The organism is Bradyrhizobium sp. USDA 4449, assembly GCF_054056275.1.
The window spans coordinates 1700055-1718725 of sequence record NZ_JBSRYD010000001.1; the positions used below are offsets into that span (position 1 = coordinate 1700055).

The 18671-nt window shown below is 64.7% G+C and carries 18 protein-coding genes and 1 tRNA gene; 11 read left to right on the top strand and 8 right to left on the bottom strand.

Features of this window, described 5'->3' with window-relative positions:
* The first annotated feature begins 47 nt into the window (after positions 1-47).
* Together ACVIIW_RS08070 and ACVIIW_RS08075 are read left to right on the top strand one after the other, a co-directional pair.
* Complete coding sequence (locus tag ACVIIW_RS08070; protein ID WP_456700260.1) at positions 48-461, top strand: Hpt domain-containing protein; 414 nt, start codon at positions 48-50, stop codon at positions 459-461.
* 98 nt (positions 462-559) lie between these two features.
* A complete protein-coding gene (locus ACVIIW_RS08075; RefSeq protein ID WP_456700261.1) occupies positions 560-808 on the top strand; it encodes a hypothetical protein in 249 nt (82 codons plus the stop codon).
* Between the two features lie 19 nt (positions 809-827).
* On the opposite strand, the gene ACVIIW_RS08080 is transcribed toward ACVIIW_RS08075, so the two are convergent.
* The gene (locus tag ACVIIW_RS08080) at positions 828-1442 is read right to left on the bottom strand and encodes a LuxR C-terminal-related transcriptional regulator (protein WP_456700262.1); all 615 of its coding nucleotides are present in this window, start codon (positions 1440-1442) and stop codon (positions 828-830) included.
* A 333-nt stretch (positions 1443-1775) separates the two neighbouring features.
* Here ACVIIW_RS08080 and ACVIIW_RS08085 point away from each other — a divergent pair, with 333 nt between their 5' ends.
* A complete protein-coding gene (locus ACVIIW_RS08085; protein ID WP_456700263.1) occupies positions 1776-2939 on the top strand; it encodes a hypothetical protein in 1164 nt (387 codons plus the stop codon).
* Between the two features lie 564 nt (positions 2940-3503).
* The gene (locus ACVIIW_RS08090; RefSeq protein ID WP_456700264.1) at positions 3504-4715 is read left to right on the top strand and encodes an EAL domain-containing protein; all 1212 of its coding nucleotides are present in this window, start codon (positions 3504-3506) and stop codon (positions 4713-4715) included.
* A gap of 12 nt (positions 4716-4727) precedes the next feature.
* On the opposite strand, the gene ACVIIW_RS08095 is transcribed toward ACVIIW_RS08090, so the two are convergent.
* Complete coding sequence (locus ACVIIW_RS08095; RefSeq protein ID WP_456700265.1) at positions 4728-5588, bottom strand: DMT family transporter; 861 nt, start codon at positions 5586-5588, stop codon at positions 4728-4730.
* A 163-nt stretch (positions 5589-5751) separates the two neighbouring features.
* On the opposite strand from ACVIIW_RS08095, the gene ACVIIW_RS08100 reads away from it, so the two are divergent.
* Complete coding sequence (locus tag ACVIIW_RS08100; protein WP_456705110.1) at positions 5752-7116, top strand: aminotransferase-like domain-containing protein; 1365 nt, start codon at positions 5752-5754, stop codon at positions 7114-7116.
* A gap of 6 nt (positions 7117-7122) precedes the next feature.
* Here the strand turns inward: ACVIIW_RS08100 and ACVIIW_RS08105 are convergent, their stop codons facing one another.
* The 4 genes from ACVIIW_RS08105 to ACVIIW_RS08120 form a co-directional block, all read right to left on the bottom strand.
* Positions 7123-7719 carry a GDYXXLXY domain-containing protein gene (locus ACVIIW_RS08105; RefSeq protein ID WP_456700266.1) on the bottom strand — a complete coding sequence of 199 codons (597 nt, stop codon included), beginning with the start codon at positions 7717-7719 and terminating at the stop codon, positions 7123-7125.
* Entirely contained in the window at positions 7716-8987 is a 1272-nt protein-coding gene (locus ACVIIW_RS08110) for a DUF2157 domain-containing protein (protein ID WP_456700267.1), read from the bottom strand. Before ACVIIW_RS08110 ends, ACVIIW_RS08105 begins: the two co-directional genes overlap by 4 nt.
* A gap of 232 nt (positions 8988-9219) precedes the next feature.
* Positions 9220-9309, bottom strand: a tRNA-Ser gene (locus ACVIIW_RS08115).
* A gap of 598 nt (positions 9310-9907) precedes the next feature.
* Complete coding sequence (locus ACVIIW_RS08120) at positions 9908-11062, bottom strand: ROK family protein (RefSeq protein ID WP_456700268.1); 1155 nt, start codon at positions 11060-11062, stop codon at positions 9908-9910.
* Positions 11063-11393: 331 nt separating this feature from the next.
* Here ACVIIW_RS08120 and rplU point away from each other — a divergent pair, with 331 nt between their 5' ends.
* The 3 genes from rplU to ACVIIW_RS08135 all read left to right on the top strand — a co-directional run bounded on the left by rplU (position 11394) and on the right by ACVIIW_RS08135 (position 12890).
* Positions 11394-11768 (top strand): 50S ribosomal protein L21, encoded by a 375-nt coding sequence (gene rplU, locus ACVIIW_RS08125; RefSeq protein ID WP_456700269.1) that lies wholly within the window; start codon positions 11394-11396, stop codon positions 11766-11768.
* 102 nt (positions 11769-11870) lie between these two features.
* Positions 11871-12140, top strand: coding sequence for a 50S ribosomal protein L27 (gene rpmA / locus ACVIIW_RS08130; RefSeq protein ID WP_092234086.1), 270 nt, complete (start codon positions 11871-11873; stop codon positions 12138-12140).
* A 156-nt stretch (positions 12141-12296) separates the two neighbouring features.
* A complete protein-coding gene (locus tag ACVIIW_RS08135; protein ID WP_456700270.1) occupies positions 12297-12890 on the top strand; it encodes a GNAT family N-acetyltransferase in 594 nt (197 codons plus the stop codon).
* 74 nt (positions 12891-12964) lie between these two features.
* Here ACVIIW_RS08135 and ACVIIW_RS08140 read toward each other — a convergent pair whose 3' ends face one another.
* The gene (locus ACVIIW_RS08140) at positions 12965-13879 is read right to left on the bottom strand and encodes a DMT family transporter (RefSeq protein ID WP_456705111.1); all 915 of its coding nucleotides are present in this window, start codon (positions 13877-13879) and stop codon (positions 12965-12967) included.
* A 222-nt stretch (positions 13880-14101) separates the two neighbouring features.
* Here ACVIIW_RS08140 and ACVIIW_RS08145 point away from each other — a divergent pair, with 222 nt between their 5' ends.
* The 3 genes from ACVIIW_RS08145 to ACVIIW_RS08155 all read left to right on the top strand — a co-directional run bounded on the left by ACVIIW_RS08145 (position 14102) and on the right by ACVIIW_RS08155 (position 17480).
* Positions 14102-14584 (top strand): MaoC family dehydratase, encoded by a 483-nt coding sequence (locus tag ACVIIW_RS08145; RefSeq protein ID WP_456700271.1) that lies wholly within the window; start codon positions 14102-14104, stop codon positions 14582-14584.
* An 84-nt stretch (positions 14585-14668) separates the two neighbouring features.
* Positions 14669-15709 (top strand): GTPase ObgE, encoded by a 1041-nt coding sequence (obgE, locus tag ACVIIW_RS08150; RefSeq protein ID WP_456700272.1) that lies wholly within the window; start codon positions 14669-14671, stop codon positions 15707-15709.
* Between the two features lie 136 nt (positions 15710-15845).
* The gene (locus ACVIIW_RS08155; protein ID WP_456700273.1) at positions 15846-17480 is read left to right on the top strand and encodes an alkaline phosphatase family protein; all 1635 of its coding nucleotides are present in this window, start codon (positions 15846-15848) and stop codon (positions 17478-17480) included.
* Between the two features lie 44 nt (positions 17481-17524).
* Here the strand turns inward: ACVIIW_RS08155 and ACVIIW_RS08160 are convergent, their stop codons facing one another.
* The gene (locus ACVIIW_RS08160; RefSeq protein WP_456700274.1) at positions 17525-18502 is read right to left on the bottom strand and encodes a Bug family tripartite tricarboxylate transporter substrate binding protein; all 978 of its coding nucleotides are present in this window, start codon (positions 18500-18502) and stop codon (positions 17525-17527) included.
* Between the last annotated feature and the right edge of the window lie 169 nt (positions 18503-18671).

Genomic DNA, 18671 nt, shown 5'->3' on the forward strand with positions numbered 1-18671 from the left:
CCTACGCTCCGCGCAGGCCGGCGCACACAACGGGGACCTCGACATCAATGATCGACACCGCATTCGCGCCCGGGCCAGCCGCGCTCGACACCGCAGCCTTGCCCGAGCCTGAACCGCTGCGCGAGCCTGAACCGCTGCGCGAGCCTGGCGCCTTCGAAGCGCTGGTGCGCGAGATCGGCGAGGACGGCGCCCGTGAGGTGCGCGCGGTGTTCTGGAGCGAGACCAGCGCGCGTCTCGAGCTGTTTCGCACGCTGGCCCTCGGCCGGCATCACGGCCGGATCGCGCGCGAGGCGCATTCACTGAAGAGCACGGCCAGGACATTCGGTTACCTTCGCCTCGCCGCGCTGGCGCTGCGGCTCGAGAGCACGGCCGACGCGCTCGACGACACCGAATTTGGCGATTTGCTTGACCTGATGGATGCGGCGTTTGCGACCGCGATGGCGCAGGAACCGCAGGACTGACCATTCCGGCGGCAGGCGCGCCGTACTTATACGGTTGGCGATTTTCACGGATGACTAATCATAGGTGGCGATAGTCGCCGGAAACCAGGAGGGTTTCCATGTTCACCTATGAGACTGCGGACCAGAAAGAGGTCCGTCGCTTCCGCATCGCCCAGTTCAACGGACGGATGGCTACGGTGAAGGCAGGTGAGTCCACAGTCACGGGCTTCGTTCGCTCGGTGCTGGAGCAGGAATCGACCGTCCCGCAGCGCTGGACCATCACCATTGTCCCGAATACGCCGAAGGAAGATCCGAAGGTGCTGCGGCCGACCTCGCGCCTGCGTCCCTTCGCCGACGATTATTTCTAAAGCGGCCCGGGACCACGGTTCATTCGAGCGAATGCAACAGCGCCGCACGGACGAGGTCCGCGGTGTTGCGCGCGCCGAGCTTGCGCATCGCTTCGGCACGATGGCTCTCGAAAGTGCGCGGACTGATCTGCATCCGCAGCGCGCCCTGCTTGTTCGAAAAGCCCTCACTGATCAGCCGCAGCACTTCACGTTCCCGCTTGGTCAGCCGCTTGCCCGACACGCCCGGCAAGCCGGCCGTCTCGCGCGCCGCCAACACGCGGCCGGCCTTCACCACGGCATCCCCTGTCGTGGACGCCGTGGGCAACGCGCCCTTGTGCGAGCCGGCGAGCTGCTTGACCACAGCGCAGACGCGCTCGGTCTGCGCCAACGCGTTCTCCACAACCTGCTGCAAATAGGCGCGCTCGGCCGAAACAGGCGCGAGCTGGTCGCTATGATGCTTGATCTCGCCCATGTAGAGCAGCAGCGCAGTCAGAGGGCCATTGAGCTCACGGGCAATAGCCACGGCCATCTCGTCGGCCGCCTCGGCGCGCGCAGCATTCAAGCGGACGAATTCGAGCTCTTCGATCGGAGCAGCGCTTCTCTCGCACCATCCCGCCGGCCGCGAATCAGTGGCCGTATCGTTATGTGACCCCATGCGGCTCCTGTAGCGGAACCCGGGGCGATCTGTGGTTAACTTTTTGCTCCGTAAGACTACGGCTAGTTTGCCAATCTGGCGCGAAACAATCGACCCCGGCACAATTTATGCTTTTGCCTGGCCCGCGGGACCATGCAACGGTTGACAAGCCGCCTAGATCCTATGCAGGGCCGCTGAAGGTTTTCTTAACGATCTCTCCCGCAACACGCCCGGCGCCCCCGGATTTTACGGATAAATTAACGGGGGCTTGCTTCTCTGTGTCACGATTGTGAGCGCGCAAATGCGTCCATGCATTGGGCCGGTGGCCTGCTGGAAACGTTGCGAGAGCGTGCCATGGACGAGATCGACGAGCTTTCGGAGTTCCTGCAGAAGCTGACGCCGCTGTCGCGCAGTTGCCTGCTGAGCGAGCTCGAGCGGCTCGAACTGTGCGGCATCGACATGCCGGGCTCGGCCGGGGTTCAGGCCAAGCTGCGCGCGGAGTTCCGCAAGGACGGTTCGGTCCAGGCGCGCGCCACCAATCCTTCGCGCTACTTCTTTGCACCCCTCGAGCTGCTGCTGATCGACGGCGCGCCCGAGCACGCCAATGCGGGACGGATCTCGCGGAACACGCTCACGCCGATCTGGGAGTGGATTTGCCGCGACCTGCTGCCGACCATGGCACGCGACTATGTCAAGGCGATCAATGACCAGGTCACGGCCAACAATCCCAAGGAAGTGCAGAAGATCGCGACAGCCTTTCAGATCAAGGTGCTCAAGGTGCTCGAGAACACGCTCGCCTCTGCGGAGAGCGCCGAGTTCGCGCGGAGCAAGCTCACGCAATATACGGCATCGCGTACCGCCTTCGACGACGTGAAGAAGATGCAGCGGGTGCTGCGCGCCGGCGAGGCACTGTCGAAGTTCAATGACAAGCTGCCCGAGACGATCGCGAAGTTCGACGACGGCCAGGTCAGCCAGATCACGGCGCAGCTTGACGCCTTCAAGAAAGCGCATCCCGATGCACTGCCGTTTGCGCTGGCGCTGGTGGCGAGGCGCCTGAAAACATTCTGGCAACTCGCATACCTTGCGACCAGGGCGGCCGCGAGCAAGAATGCCGCCGACATCGCCGCCACGCCCTATGCTTGCGTCATTCCCATGGTGCTCGACCGGCTCGACGACAAGCGCCTCGCGCTGCGGGTCGCGCTTCGCCACAACCGCTTCCTCGTCGCCCGCGACCTGCTCACCGAAATCTACGACGCCGAGCATTCGCTCAAGCTTCGCATCGACGGCATCGAGCAGAGCGAATGGGGCGTCCGGCTTCAACAATTGATGGACGCGATCGCAGCGCTGGTTTCGGCCGAGGTCAGCCGCTTCCCCGCCAATGTCGGTCATATCCTCGGCTCGCGGCGGCTGCGCAGCCCGGACACGCTGGGCGGCAAGCTGAGCTATCTGGCCTGGAAGGGCCGCGACGCGGTGCAGGACGGCGCGGCGGCATTTCGCAAATTGCTCGGGGCAACCTGATTCCCCTGCATCCTATTCGGGCGCATGTGGCAGGCGCAGGAAGCGATCGAGAAATCGCCCTGACATCACGATCCTGAACCACCATTGGACCAACCGCCGCGTCGTCATAGAGGTAATCCCTGACAGCCACCGGCTCCGCGGACCCATAGCGCATGTGCGGGCATACGCATGTGAGGCGCTTCACACTCGTCCGCCCTGCAGATCGTCGCGTTGTCGCATCACCGTCACGCGCGAGCGCGGTCGGCAGGGCCGGGCACGACAAAGCCATGGGAAGTCGGCACGGGAATTATTCAATCGGGCGAAGCGTGCTGCGGCTTCGTCCGATTGCAGGACACCGCGCGCCGGCATCGACAGACCGGTCCGGCGAGAATCCACGCTCGATTTCCGCGCGCGATCGTCCCGAAAGCGGACGGGCGTGAAGACTTTGCGAAAGCAATCCAAACAATTTTAGAAATGATGAGGGCTTTAAGGTTATCGGGACAATTCGGGGTACAAGCTGAAGCTCTCCATATTTGGAGCTCCCCGCATCGCTAACACACCTGCAGGGAACGGGAGTGGTTAGCGATGGACGGGATTGGTGAGCTCGCCGGACGAAGGCTGAAAACCTTCGGACGGCGGAAAATGATGCCGCGCGCTTGCGTGGCCGACAGCAAGCGTCACCTGCGCGCCTTCATGAGCGAGGTGCTCGAGGATCTCGGCTTCGTCACCAGCGAATGCAGCGGTGCGGGCGAGTTGCAGGCCATGCTCGGCTCCGAGCTGCCGGACCTGATCCTGCTCGGCATCGCGGCCGACGGCATCGAGCCCGGCCGATTCCTGGAAATTCTGGTGCGCGAGGCTTTCGACGGCAAGGTGCTCGCCGTCGGTGCACGCGACTCGATCATCGTCAAAGCCGTGCAGCAGGTCGGCGAGGAATACGGGCTCGCGATGCTGCCGCCACTGACCACGCCCTTTGCCGCGGAGACGCTGCGCGAGCGCGTCGCAATGCTGCTGCCGGACGAGCCTGTGCCCAGCCCGGCCGTGCACGTCGGCGAAGCCCTGCATGCGGGTTGGCTCGAGCTCTGGTACCAGTCGAAGATCGAGGCGCGCTCGCTGGTCCGCTGCGGCGCCGAGGCGCTGGTACGGATGCGGCACCCGACCTGGGGCGTGGTGCCGCCGGCCTATTTCATCCCTGATAGCCACGACCCGCACTTCCGCGACCTCTCGGAATTCGTGATCGAGCGCGCGCTGCAGGACTGGCACTATCTTCTCGAGCGCCAGAGCGCGGTCGATCTGTCGATCAACCTGCCTGCGCCCTATCTGAGAGAGCCGCAGGCCGTGCGCGATCTCTGCAGGAGGATGCCGACGCATCCGGCGTTCGGCGGCCTGACTATCGAGATCGCCAGCGGCGAGGCGATCCGCGACCTCGACTTCCTCACCGAGATCGCGCGCGAAATGCGCTTCCACAATATCGGACTCTCGATCGACAATCTCGGGGCCAACTGGCCGGAGCTGATGGGCCTGGACAAGATTCCGTTCATCAAGCTCAAGGCCGACCGGCAATTCGTCACAGGCTGCGGCAATGACCGGCTGAAGCGGACGGTGTGCCGTCACATCGTCGAGCTCGCGCAAGGCTACGGCGCACGCGCCGTCGCCGAGGGTGTCGAGAGCCGCGGCGATCTGATGGCTGTCAACGAGCTCGGCTTCGATCTCGTGCAGGGCTATCTGTTCGGCAAGCCGATGCCGTTGAAGAAGTTCGCGAGAAGCGCGCTGACGCAAACGGTAATGGAACGCGGCTGAGGCGCCAGGGCCTCAGGCATATCGCCGCGCGAAGAACACGCAGACGACGACCAGCGCGGTCGCGCCGATCATGCTCCATGCGACCGGCTCGTGCAGCAGGAAGCCGGCCAGGGCGAGACCGCAGAACGGCTGGAGCTGCTGCAACTGGCCGACGCGCGCGATGCCGCCGATCGCGAGGCCGCGATACCAGAAGATGAAGCCGACGAACATGCTGAAGACCGAGACGTAGGCGAGCCCGATCCAGGCCGGCGCACCGACGCCATTCCATGTCGAGGGCCAGGCGAGAAGCGCGAGCGGCAGCATCAGTGGCAGCGCCAGCAGCAACGCCCAGGAGATCACCTGCCAGCCGCCGATCCGGCGCGACAGGGCAGCGCCCTCGGCATAGCCGAGCCCGCACAGCACGATCGCAGCCACCATCAGCAGATCGCCTGTGATCGACACCGTGCCGCCGTTCGAGAGGGCGAAGGCCGCAACGGTGGCGCTGCCGAGAACCGCGAACAGCCAGAACAGCGGCTGTGGCCGCTCGCCGCCGCGCAGTACGGCGAAGATCGCGGTCGACAGCGGCAAGAGGCCGATGAAGACGATGGAATGCGCCGAGGTGATGTGCTGGAGCGCGAGCGCCGTCAGCAGCGGAAAACCGACCACGACCCCCATGGAGACAATGCTGAGCGAGACGAAATCCTTTCGCTCCGGCCATGCCTGACGGAGCAGACCGAGCACAGCCGCACCGATCAGCGCCGCGATGGTCGCGCGCGCCGAGGTCAGGAACAGCGCCGAAAAGCCACCGACCGCGACGCGCGTCGCCGGCAGGGACCCGCTGAAGATGATGACGCCGAGAAGCCCGTTGCCCCAGCCGCTGCCCGCAGATTGCATGTCCGTCCCACGCTTTTGCGTGCGCGATCCTCGGCCGTCGCCGGTGGCGAGGCCAGTCACAATCCAGTACAATCCGAACATACTGTATGGGTATGGAAGGCAATACGGCTTGAACATTGAAGGTCCCTCGAAGGGTCGCGGCGGCACGCGGACCATCGACGTGATGAGCGCGATCCGCGCCAAGGTCGCGGGCCGCGCGCTGAGTGCCGGCGATCGCCTGCCGTCGATCCGCGGCCTTGCCGCCAGCATGGGTGTTTCGCCATCCACCGTGGTCGAGGCCTACGATCGCCTCGCCGCGGAAGGGCTGATCCGCGCGCGTCGGGGCTCGGGCTTCTATATCGCATCGACCGTTACGCCGCCGCTTGCCTTGACCGAGGTGGCGCCACGCCGAGACCGGGCGGTCGATCCGTTCTGGGTCTCCCGGCAATCGCTCGACACCGACGCTGATGTGCCCAAACCCGGCTGCGGTTGGCTGCCGCCCGCGTGGATGCCGGAAGCAGCATTGCGCCGAGCCACCCGCGCGCTTGCCCGCAGCGAGGCCAGCGTGCTGACGAACTACGGCAGCACGGGTGGCTCGCCTGCGCTGCGCCGGCTGCTGCTGGCGCGCCTCGCGGAGGACGCGATCGAAGCCTCCATCAGCCAGCTGATGCTGACGGGGTCGGGCACGCAGGCAACCGACCTCATCTGCCGCTTCCTGCTGCGTCCCGGCGACACCGTTCTGGTCGACGATCCCTGCTACTTCAATTTTCGCGCGCTGCTGTGCGCGCATCAGGTCCGAATCGTCAGCGTGCCCTACACGCCGTCAGGCCCTGACGTCGCGCGTTTCGAGCTGGCTCTCGCGGAGGAGCGGCCGCGGCTCTACATCACCAATTCAGCGCTGCACAATCCGAGCGGTGCGACGCTCTCGCTGCAGACCGCACACCGGCTCTTGACGGCGGCGGCCGCGCACGACCTCACCATCGTCGAGGACGACATATTTGGCGATTTCGAGCCGGAACGCTCGCCGCGCCTGGCCGCGCTTGACGGATTGAACCGCGTCATCCGCATCGGCAGCTTCTCGAAAACATTGTCGGCCTCCGTGCGCTGCGGCTACATCGCGGCGCGCTCCGACTGGATCGAGCATCTCGTCGATCTCCAGGTCGCCACCAGCTTCGGCGGTCCGAGCCCGGTCGCGACCGAGATCATCGCCAGGGTTTTGGCCGGCGGCAGCTATCGCAAGCACATGGACGAGCTCCGGCAAAAGCTCACGCGGACACGTCGCGACACCGCGCGAAAACTCGCCGCGCTGGGCATCGAACCCTGGCTGATGCCCCGCGGCGGCTTCTTCCTGTGGTGCCGGCTTGTCGACGGACAGGATGCGACGGCGGTGGCACGCGCCGCGCTCGAAAAGGGTGTGGTGCTGGCGCCGGGCAATGTATTCAGCGTGGCGCAGGCCGCTGAGAATTTCCTGCGGTTCAACGTCGCGCATATGAACGACCCGGGGATGTGGGACGTGCTGCGGCGGGCTTTGAAGACGGGCTCCAGGTAGCGCGGCCTAGTACCACGGCTCCTCGTAGACCGGCTCGCCGTCGAGCAGGAGCCGTTTGATCGCGGCGCGGCCCGACGGCAGCACGGCGGCGACGACGCGCAGCTTCTGCTGGTTGCGGGCCTGCTCGAGCGTCCTGCCCTCGCCTTCGGGAACGAAATAGCTTTCGAGACCGTATCTGATCGTCAGCCCGTCGCAGAAGGTGCGGACGGTCGAACCGCAGGAATAACTGACGCGGCCGCGGATCAACACTTCGGGCGCGGTGACCGCGACAGGCGCGGCATGAACCGAAGCGGCCTGATAGAGGCCGCTGGCATCGGGCGCTAGCTTGACGAACACGACGGGATTGCGCCCGGCGGAAGGCTGGCCTGCAAGCGCGCCGGCCGGCAGCTGCGAGATGTCGTAGCCGAGCACGACATAGTCGCCGCGCAGAAGATCGTGCGGATCGACCGGCCGTGTCTGCAACGTCACCTCCGTCCCCTCGCGCAGGATCTGCGCGCGGTCGGTGACCATCAGGATCAGCAGCGCGCATTGCAGCAGGATGGCGGCACCGAACAGCACGGCTTTCGGGATGCGCTGCCGGAATCGTGTGACGGACTCGATCATCGCTCGGCCCTCGGCAGCATGCGATTGAGCGCGGTCGCAAACACGACGGCAATGATTCCGGCCACCGCCAGGAAAGCCGAGCGGCGCAGCAGCGAGCCTTTGACCGCCCAGGTGATGGCACCGACGACGCCGGCAATGCCGATCCAGCCGGCGACGATGCGCGGGCGCACATCGTCGAGCACCCCGGAGACGACGAGGCAGAGCATGGCGGAGAGCAGCGCGGCATAGGCGAACCATGGCTCGCCGGCTGTGGATGCCGACCAGATCGGCGCGGCGATCAGCACGAGGCCGATCGCGCATGCCGCGAGGATTTCACCGGCGCGCCGCGTGCGGCCGGCGGACGCGAGCGCAAGAACGACGCCCGCAACGCCGCACACGATCGCCCACGACGGCTGGGCCGCCATCGTGGCCGTCCTGATGCGGAAGAGATCGTCGACTGTCGTCACCTCCAGGAAAGCTGTAATCGCCAGCGAGAATGCGCCGTAGATCGACAGAACGGATCCAAGCAGGTTCGCCCGCGGCGACGGCGCGGTCGATATCGCGAGCCCGGCGCCGAACAGCAGGGCCGCACCGTTCGCCAGCACGAAGGACGGCTGGGCGCCATCGAAGTCAAAGCGAAGCGACGTCGCGATCCACCACGGAATCACTGCGACCGCGACGAGATGGGCGGCGATGCGGGAGTTCCACGCGAACGCGATCGCGACGGCGATCAGCCAGGCCACCACGAACTGAAGATGAGGCGCATCCGGCGCATCGTAGACGCGCATGCAGGTCCAGATGCAGGCGGCGGCGAGGCCGACCGCGAGCGCGCCACGCGAGCCGGTCAAAACCGCGGCGGCGAATGCGCCTGTTGACCACAGCAGCAGGCCACCGGCAAAATCGTCGCCGAGGTGATACATCTGGCCGACCAGCGCGATGCCCGCGCCAAAGATGATGGCGCCGATGCTGGCGCAGAGATCGGCAAGGACAGTACGGCCGGTCGCGGCGGACCAAGCCCCGAGGGCGCCGGCGGCGATCATGCCGGCGAGCAGGATCGCAAACCGCGACAGCCGCGCGATCTCGGTCCAGTGCGCCGCCACGAAGGCAAGGAACGCAGCCGCGATCAACAGGCCCCCGACGATGGCCACGACCACGGCAATGTTGATGCTGGGTGAGAGCGGCGGCAGAACGTTGCGGATGGAGCCGGCTGCCGCCGGCGCGATCACGCCATCGGCTTCCCATTGGGCGAGATCAGCCTCGAGGCGCTGCCGATAGGTCTTCTCGAACATGGTCGTGGATCACTGGCTCCTTGGCGCACGCGGGATGTTGGTCGGAGCGCGGCGGTGGCGGGTTCAACGGTTGAACTCTCCCGCGGTGCGTGAGCTTCATGCGCAATTTTGAGAGACTTCGACCTGGAGCAGAGAACTCTGCACTCCCTCGACAACCCGTTCGGCACGAGGTTGTCACCCATCTCTCAGGTACAACCTGTTACCCATGTGTCCGGGCTGAACAACGGTTATCTGGCGGAGAGGGAGGGATTCGAACCCCCGATAGGCTTGCACCTATGCCGCATTTCGAGTGCGGTGCATTCAACCACTCTGCCACCTCTCCTGAAGGCGCCATGAAGGGGGCAGGCCCCTGTGGTTGGGGGCGTTAATAGGCGAGGATGGCGGGCCAGACAAGGCGCGAAAGGGGAAAATCCGCTGCCTGTTTTGCGGCTTTTGCTCTGGAGTCGTCGTGTCGTCGACAATTGGCACCTGTTCCTGGGCCACTCCTCCTCCCTGCGCGCAATGAGATTGGGTTGAAACAAGCCGCTGCGGGCTCGGTGCACCTCTCCCGCTTGCGGGAGAGGTCGGCGCGTGCCGGGCGAAGCGAAGCATCGTCCCGCGCGCCGGGTGAGGGTTCTCTCCTCCGGGGGAGTGTCCCGTTGGGGAGAAACCCTCTCCCCAACCCTTCCCGCGAGCGGGGGCGGGAGCGCACCTCCCCTGTCTCGGCACCTTTTTTGGGGGCGCGAGCCGGCCTCACCCGTCATGCAGCAAGAGAACGGGGTGGGACCGCCAGACGCGGTAAACACTGGCGGTCCCGTGCCGCTCATTACAATGCTGGCCAGGAAGGGCGGCTTCGCAGGCCTGCGTGAGGCGACATTTCCACTCTAGCGTGTATTCTGCCGCCTGCAATGCAATCCGTCCCTTAACCTAACCAGTCAAGGTTACTTCTTTTCGCCTTTACCGTTGTCCTTGTTGTTTTCCTTGGCTTTCTTCTTCCCGTCCGCAGAATCCCGGTCCTTGCCGTTTCCGCTGTCCCTGCGGCGGTTGGTGAAGCGCGCATTGCCGAGGCCGGTGCCGATGGTGAGCACGCCCCAGCGCTCGATATCCTGCATGAATGGCACCTCGGAGAGGCCCTGAACCACGCCGTCATTGTGCATCAGGATCGCGGTATCGTGCTCGCCGATCTCCGGGATGCCCTCGATCAAGCTCGCCGGCAGGTTGAATTTGCTGCTCTCCCAGTTGCCCGGCAGGTTCTGCGCGCCCTTTTCGATCGAGCCGTCCTCGTTGATCACGCCGGGACAGGCGATGCCGATGAAGGGCGCGAGCTTGTAGCCTTCCTTTTCGGCTTCAGTGATCAGCCCTTTCAGCATCTTCGTCAGCCGCTTCACCGCGCCTTCGCGGGTCGGCTCGTCATCGGCATGCCGCCACAGCTCTGATGTCACGACCTTGGCCTTCGACAGGTCGTTGGCCTTTTTCCAGCCGGTCTCCACCAGGCCGCAGCGGATATTGGTGCCGCCGATATCGACCGCGAGGATGCTGTCATAGGCCTCGAAAATCCAGGACGGCGCCAGATGCAGCGCGCCGATCAGCCCGGCTTCGTCAGGGTGATGCCGGATCGGAATCATGTCGACCTTGAAGTCCTCGGACTTCAGGATGATCTCGGTGCGCGCGATAGCAAGCTCGCCGAGCCTGGAATCACGAAAGCCGCCGCCGACCACGATGCGCTCGGTCTTGGCCCAGGCCTTGGTCTTGAGGAAGCGGCGGGTGACGTGAGCGAGTTCCTGGGCAAAGTCCTCGATCGCGCTGTGCACCACCGCCGAGGCCTCGACGTCGTCGCTGACCAGGATCGAATCCAGCGTCTTCTTGCTGATATTCTCCGACGGCTCCTTGCCGAACGGATCCTCGCCGGTCTTGCGCAACGGCTTGCGCCAGCGTTCGAGAATCTCGCGGAACGCGCCCTTGCTGGCGCGGTCGCCGAGGAAGCCGTCCTCGTCCTTCAGCTCGATGTTGAAGCTGTCGATGTCCACCGAGGGCAGCCGCCCGCCGCCGTGATGGGCGATGCCCGTCGTCGTCTTGACCAGTTCGTCGGTTGCCATGGAAGTCCCTTGCCCACGTGCCTATCTGGGGGAACAACGGCGCGGGAACCCGTTGGTTGCTAGCCGGGCCGAGATTCAGGGCCCGGCGCTGGAAAGGGTGCAAATCCTTCAAATCCAGGCTGTTTTGCCCGCTTTTCCTTGACTCCCAGCGGATGACCGCTATAAATCCCACAACCGGCGCGGGGCGTTTCTCGCGCCGCGTGTTTTTGCGTGGGTTTTCAAAGGGATAACTCCCGCCCGCACAAAACTCGCAATAAACCCATAGCGACTGATCAAAAAGCCGGCCCCTGACGTCAGTCTCGAGGCCGGGATTGAACACGGAGAAAAAACGATGTTCGCAGTCATCAAAACCGGCGGCAAGCAATACCGCGTCGCGCCGGATGATGTTCTCGAAGTAGGCAAGATCGAAGGCGAAGTCGGCTCGATCGTGCAGCTGAATGAAGTTCTGGTCGTCGGCGGCGACACGCCGGTGCTGGGCGTCCCGACGGTGGCCGGTGCCTCCGTTGCGGTCGAGGTGCTCGACCACAAGCGCGGCCCCAAGGTCATCGCGTTCAAGAAGCGCCGCCGCAAGAATTCGCGCCGCAAGCGGGGCTACCGCGACGAGATCACGGTGCTGCGCGTCAGCGAGATCCTGACCGATAATGCCAAGCCCACCAAGGGCCCGCGTCCGAAGAAGGAAAAGGTCGCGAAAGAAGCTGCCGAGTAACTGAGACCGATCACGCCAATTCACGAATTGATGCGTGCGACGTTTTGAAATGATTCCGTCAAGGAATTGACCTAGACATACGCAGGATTTCGGAGACGAGCCATGGCTCACAAAAAAGCAGGCGGTTCATCGCGCAACGGTCGCGATTCCAAGGGTAAGCGTCTTGGCATCAAGGTGTTCGGCGGCGAGCGCGTGATTCCCGGCAACATCATTGCGCGTCAACGCGGCACCACCTGGCATCCCGGCCTCAACGTCGGCATGGGCACCGACCACACCCTGTTCGCCAAGATCGAGGGTCGTGTCGAATTCCAGGCTAAAGCCAACGGACGCACCTTTGTGGCGGTACTCCCGCTTGCAGAGGCTGCTGAATAGACGGTGGATCTAATTTGGAGTCCGCCGGGTCCTTGACCGAACCGGCGGAGTCCAGAGATCAAAGAGATCGAAGGCTCCAGGGGAGGCAGGGAAACCGGCCTCCCCTTTTCGTTTCTCGCGTTCACTTTTCACTTGGTGACTTTGACGGAGCCGGACATGTTGCAGGACTTTTCGAGCGTGACCTTGCGGGAGGCGAGACCGAGCGTCGTCGCCACCGAGCGGCTGACGTTGCGACGGCCGACTCTTGCCGACGTCAGAGCCATCGCCGGTCTCGCCAACGACCGCCGTGTCGCTGAAAATACCCGCCGCCTCCCCCACCCCTATTCCCAGGACGACGCCATCGCCTTCGTCCGCGCCACCGCCGCGCTCGGCGGCGAGACCGCGTTCCTGATCGAGCATGATACCGGGCCGGTCGGCATGGTCGGCATCGACCGCTCCACGCCTGACAATGCCGAGCTCGGCTATTGGCTCGGCGTCGAGCATTGGGGCCGGGGCTTCGCCACCGAGGCCGCACGCGGCGCGATCGATTTCTTCTTCGAGGAGTTCGAGGACGACCAGCTCTACGCGGGCGCGCGCGTCACCAACCCGGCCTCGCGAAACGTGCTGGAGAAGTGCGGCTTCCAGTGGAGCGGCGTGCAGCTGCATCGCTTCCTGGCTCTGGGCTCGTCGACGCCGGTCGACTGCTTCCGCTTGTCGCGCGGGGTGTGGTCGTCGCTGAAGAGCTGGAGCAGCGCCCGGCGGATGGGATAAGGGCGAGAAGCCGCTGCACGCGCAGCTGTCGTCCTGGTGCGCAATCGCGCACGGGGACCAGGACGACGTTGCCGCTACACCGGCGGATTGACCTCTTCGCCGGCGTGGCCGAGATCGCGCTCGCGCAGATAGATGTAGAAGCCCGCGCCGATGATGATCGCGGCGCCGACGATCGTGGCGATGGAGGGCACGTCCCCGAACACGACGAAGCCGAAGATCACCGCCCAGACGATCATCGAATATTGATAGGGCACCACCACGCTCGCCGGCGCGAGCTTGAGCGAACGGTTGACGCAGAACAGCGCCGTCACCGAGATGCACCCGGCCAACGCGAAGAACACCAGGCTGCGTGGAGTCGGCGGCACCCAATGGTAGGCCGAGAGTACAGCGCCCAGCGAAAACGTGCCGATGAACTGCGACGACGCCATCACGATGTCGGGCGTCTTGCGCAGGCTGCGCGTGATCAGCATCAGGGTCGCGAAGGAGAGACTGCCGCCGAGCGCGATCAGCGCCGGCAGGCTCACCGTCTGCGCCGACGGCCGCAACGCGATCAGCACACCGCAGAAGCCGACCAGGATCGCCGTCCAGCGCCGCCAGCCGACCTTCTCACCCAAAAAGATCGCCGACATCGCGGTGACGAAGATGGGACCGGCGAGATAATAGGTGATGACGTCAGCGAGCGGCAGATAGACGGCTGCGAGGAAGAACGCGGCCACCTCCAGCGTCGAGAGCACGACGCGGAACAGCTGCAGGCCCGGCCGCTCGAGATGCAGGAACTGGTGGCGCTGCCGCCAGATCAGCGGCGACAGCAACAGCAGCGCCGCGCAGGCGCGCAAGAACAGCAGCTGCCCGACCGAATAAGTCCCGACCAGGAACTTGCCCGTGGCGTCGCCGAACGAGAACATGAAGATCGACAGCACCATCAGCGCAATGCCGGCCAGCCGCGCCGAGCGGTCGTCATAGGCGGAGAGGTTCTTGAAGAGGGACATCGCCACGGGTGTGAGTTTGGAGTCGTCATTGCGAGGAGCCCGCCCGCAAAGACGAGCGGAGAGAGCGTCGGAAGCTGGCCACTCGATTCGCTCGGGGGTCTTTTAATGACGTGAGCCGCCGCCACAAGCCCGGGCAAGGCGAATTGAACGGATTGTCGCAGGCTACGCGGCGCGGTAGCGATAGACACTTCACCGAGGAAAGAGCCAGGAAAGAGCTTTGGCATGACCGACTTCGACCCGGCCCGGCACCGCATGATGTCGGCGCAACGCTGGTTTGAGGATTTCGTGGTCGGCGAACGCTTCGTGCTGCCGAGCCGGACCCAGACGACCGCGGTGTTCGCGGCGTTCCAGACCGCGAGCGGCGACACCCATCCGGTGCACTACGACGTCGAATATTGCCGCGCCCGCGGCATGCCTCATCTGCTCGCCCATGGCTTCCAGACGCTGATCCACACCGCGCCCGGCGCCGGCCTGTTTCCGTTCATGGTCGAGGAATCCCTGGTCGGCTTCCTCGAGCAATCGAGCCGGTTCCTCAAGCCTGTTTACGCCGACGACACCATCTATCCCGCGCTTGAGGTCATCGAGCTCGTGCCGGGGCGAACGACCGGCGCGGTGACGCTTCGGAGCACCGTGTTCAACCAGCGCAAGGAGCTGGTGCTTGAAGGGACGCAGAAATTCCTGATCAGGCGCCGGCCGGTCGGTTAAGCACGCGACGAATTCGCCGGATTCGGGCCGATTTGCGGACAAGTCCGGGTTGCCGGGCGTGCCCGGCTGGCCTACCTATGGCCCATGAAATTCCTCGACGAAGCAAAGGTCTATATCCGCTCTGGTGACGGCGGGAACGGCTGCGTGGCGTTCCGCCGCGAGAAGTTCATCGAATTCGGCGGTCCCTCCGGCGGCAATGGCGGCCGCGGCGGCAATGTCATCATCGAGGTTGCCGATGGCCTCAACACGCTGATCGACTACCGCTACCAGCAGCACTTCAAGGCCCAGAAGGGCGAGAACGGCTCGGGCTCGGACCGACATGGCGCAAACGGCAAGAACATCGTGCTGAAGGTGCCCATAGGCACTCAGATCTTCGATGAGGATCGCGAGACCCTGATCCACGACTTCACCAATGTCGGCGAAAAATTCGTGCTCGCCGAGGGCGGCAATGGCGGCTTCGGCAACGCGCATTTCAAGACCTCGACCAACCGTGCGCCGCGCAATGCCAATCCCGGCCAGCCCGGGGAAGAGCGCTGGATCTGGCTGCGGCTGAAGCTGATTGCGGACGCCGGTCTCGTCGGCATGCCCAATGCCGGCAAGTCGACTTTCCTGTCCAAGGTCAGCGCGGCGCGGCCGAAGATCGCCGACTATCCCTTCACCACGCTGCATCCGCAGCTCGGCGTCGTGAACGCCGACGGCCGCGAATTCGTGCTCGCCGACATTCCCGGCCTGATCGAAGGCGCGCATGAGGGCACCGGACTCGGCGATCGCTTCCTCGGCCATGTCGAACGCTGTCGCGTGCTGCTGCATCTGATCGACGCCACCTGCGAGCATGCCGGCAAGGCCTACAAGACCGTGCGCAAGGAGCTCGACGCCTATGGCGGGCTGTTGACCGACAAGATCGAGATCGTCGCGCTGAACAAGATCGACGCGGTCGACCCGGACGAGCTGAAGAAGCAGAAGGATCGGCTGAAGCGCGCCGCCAAGAAGACGCCGCTGCTGCTCTCCGCCGTGACCGGCGACGGCGTCAGGGAAGCGCTCCGCGCGCTCGTCGATGTGATCGGCGAGGCACCCGTCTCGGCCAAGGCAAAGAGCGCGGCCGAAGCGGAGCCGTGGTCGGCGTAGACTCTCCCCGCTGTCTCCCCGCGAACGCGGGGACGACAGTGGAGTGCATGGCCCCAGGCACGCGCATCCCTGGCAGGTTGCCATCGCGCCGTCGATAGCGCAGCATCAGATAATCAAGAAATTTCCGGGATGACGCATGGCACGCGCGAAGAACGTTCTCTGGATCATGTGCGACCAGCTTCGCTATGATTATCTCGGCTGCACCGGCCACCCCACGCTGAAGACGCCGAACATCGACGCCATGGCCAGGCGCGGCGTGCTGTTCTCGAAGGCCTATGTGCAATCGCCGATCTGCGGACCGTCGCGGATGTCGTTCTACACCGGGCGCTACATGCGCTCGCACGGCTCGCATTGGAACGGCTGGCCGCTGCGCGTCGGCGAGCCCACGCTCGGCGATCATCTCAAGAAAATCGGCGTGCGCAATGTGCTGGTCGGCAAGACCCACATGGCGCCTGACATTGAAGGCATGAAGGCGCTCGGCATCCCGCCGGAATCGGTCATCGGCGTGCATGTCGCCGAATGCGGCTTCGAGCCTTACGAGCGCGACGACGGCCTGCATCCGACCGGACGGCCACGTCCGAAATACGACGAATATCTGCGCCGGCAGGGTTTTGAAGCGACGAACCCCTGGGAACACTGGGCCAATTCAGGCGCGGCGGAGGACGGCTCGTTGCAGAACGGCTGGCTGCTGGTGCACGCCGACAAGGCCGCGCGCGTGCCGGACGAGCATTCCGAGACGCCCTACATGACGCGGCGCGCGATGGATTTCATCAGCGAGGCCGAGACCGACGGCCGGCCGTGGTGTCTGCATCTGTCCTACATCAAGCCGCACTGGCCCTACATCGCGCCGGAGCCCTATGCGAGCATGTATTCGACTGGCGACATGATCCCGGTGATCCGCTCCGAGCGCGAGCGGCAGAACCCGCACCCGGTGTTCGGCGCCTACATGGACATGCGCTACTCCCGCAACATGGCGCGCGACGAAGCCCGCGAGAAGGTGATCCCGACCTATATGGGCCTGATCACCCAGATCGATGACCAGATGGGCGTGCTGATGAAATTTCTGGAGGAACGCGGCCTCCTGGAAACCACCATGATCGTGTTCACGTCCGACCACGGCGATTACCTCGGCGATCACTGGATGGGCGAGAAGGATTTGTTCCACGAGCAGTCGGCGAAGATCCCGCTGATCATCATCGACCCCTCGCGAGAGGCCGACGCGACGCGCGGCAGGCAGAGCGACGCACTGGTCGAAGGCATCGATCTCGCGCCGACGTTCGTCGATTATCTCGGCGGCAAGGTGCCGAGCCACATCCTCGAAGGACGTTCGCTGCTGCCGCTGCTGCGTGGACCTACGCCGCCGGATTGGCGCAAGGTGGCGTTCTCCGAATACGACTACGCCATGCAGGATGTCAGGTTGAAGCTGAACCAGCCGATCGAGCGCTGCCGCCTTTTCATGGTGTTCGACGGCCGCTGGAAATACGTCCACGCCTCCGGCTTCCGCCCGATGCTGTACGATCTCGAAACCGATCCGGAAGAATACGTGGATCGCGGCAACGATCCGGAATGTGCCGGCATCATTGCGCGGCTCCAGGCAGAGCTGTTCGACTGGGCGCTGCATCCGAGCGGCCACATCACGACGCCGCGGGAAAAGATCGCGGCTTATGCGGACAACCAGCTTCAGGTGAAGGCCGGATTCCTGATCGGCATCTGGGACGAGAACGAGCTCGCCGCGATCAGGGACGGTATCGCGCAGCGCGCGAAGATGTGAGCCTCGTGATTGCGAGCGTAGCGAAGCAACGACGAGAGGAGAGACTAGTTCTCGATCTTGTATCCCGTCGCCTTCACGATCGGCTGCCAGAACGCCGTGTTCGCGGCGAGTTCCCTGGTCAGCCCGTCCGCGCTGCTGCCAACCGGGATCAGGCCGATCGCCGTGAGCTTCGCCCTCACCTCGGGTTTTGCAAGCACCGCGCTCGAGGCCGCTCCTAACTTGCTCGCAAATTCCGGCGGGCTGCCGGCGGGAAGCCACATGCCGTACCAGGCGTCCGCCACGAGGTCGATGCCATTCTCCTTCAGCGTGGGAACGTCAGGTGCAAACGGCGAACGCTCCGCGCTCGAGACCGCAACGATCTTCACGCCCTTGGCACGATGCTGCGGCAGCGCATCGGCCAGCGTGGTGATCCCAAAGGAAATGTGGCCGCCGATGACGTCGTTGAGAACAGGCGCACTGCCGCGATAGGGCACGCGCGTGAGCGGGATGCCGAGATCCTTCTCGAGCTTGGAGCCCATGAAGTGGGGAATAGTGCCGTTGCTGGGAACGCCGAACGATGTCTTGTCGGGATGCGCTTTCAGCCAGGCGACAAATCTCTTGAAATCCGCAGCATCGATCTCCGGGCCGATCACGACGGCGAATTCGAACCGCGCGAGCAGCGACACCGGCATGAAATCCTTGGCGGTGTCGAAGCTCGGTGTCGTCTCCACCATCGGCAGCAGGTACATGGTCGGCCCCGTCGTCACCAGCACCATGCTGCCGTCGGGGCTCGCACCCTTCACCGATTTGATGCCGATCAGCCCGTCGCCGCCGGTGCGGTTCTCCACCACCATGGTCCGTTGCAGCATTGGCGCGACCTCCTGCGCAATCAGCCGGCACAGCGTGTCGCCGCCCGCGCCCGCCGCGAACGGAAAGATGATCTTGCTGAGTCCAGCCTGCGCTTGCGCCTCACCCGCCTGCGCCAGCAGCGGCAGGCCGAGACATCCTCCAAGACATCCGGCCATGAATTTGCGGCGATCCATTCGTATCCTCATCCAGCCCGTTATCGGTCGGCGGCATTAGAACCCGGCTGGCCGCCAAGACAAGGCCGGCCTTCGCCGATTGCCGCGCCTGCTGCCTTGCGCCGGCCGCCGTCCTGCTGCAAAAGCAGCCTCATCGGCGTTGCCCGTCGCTCCGCCGATTCCAGAGCAA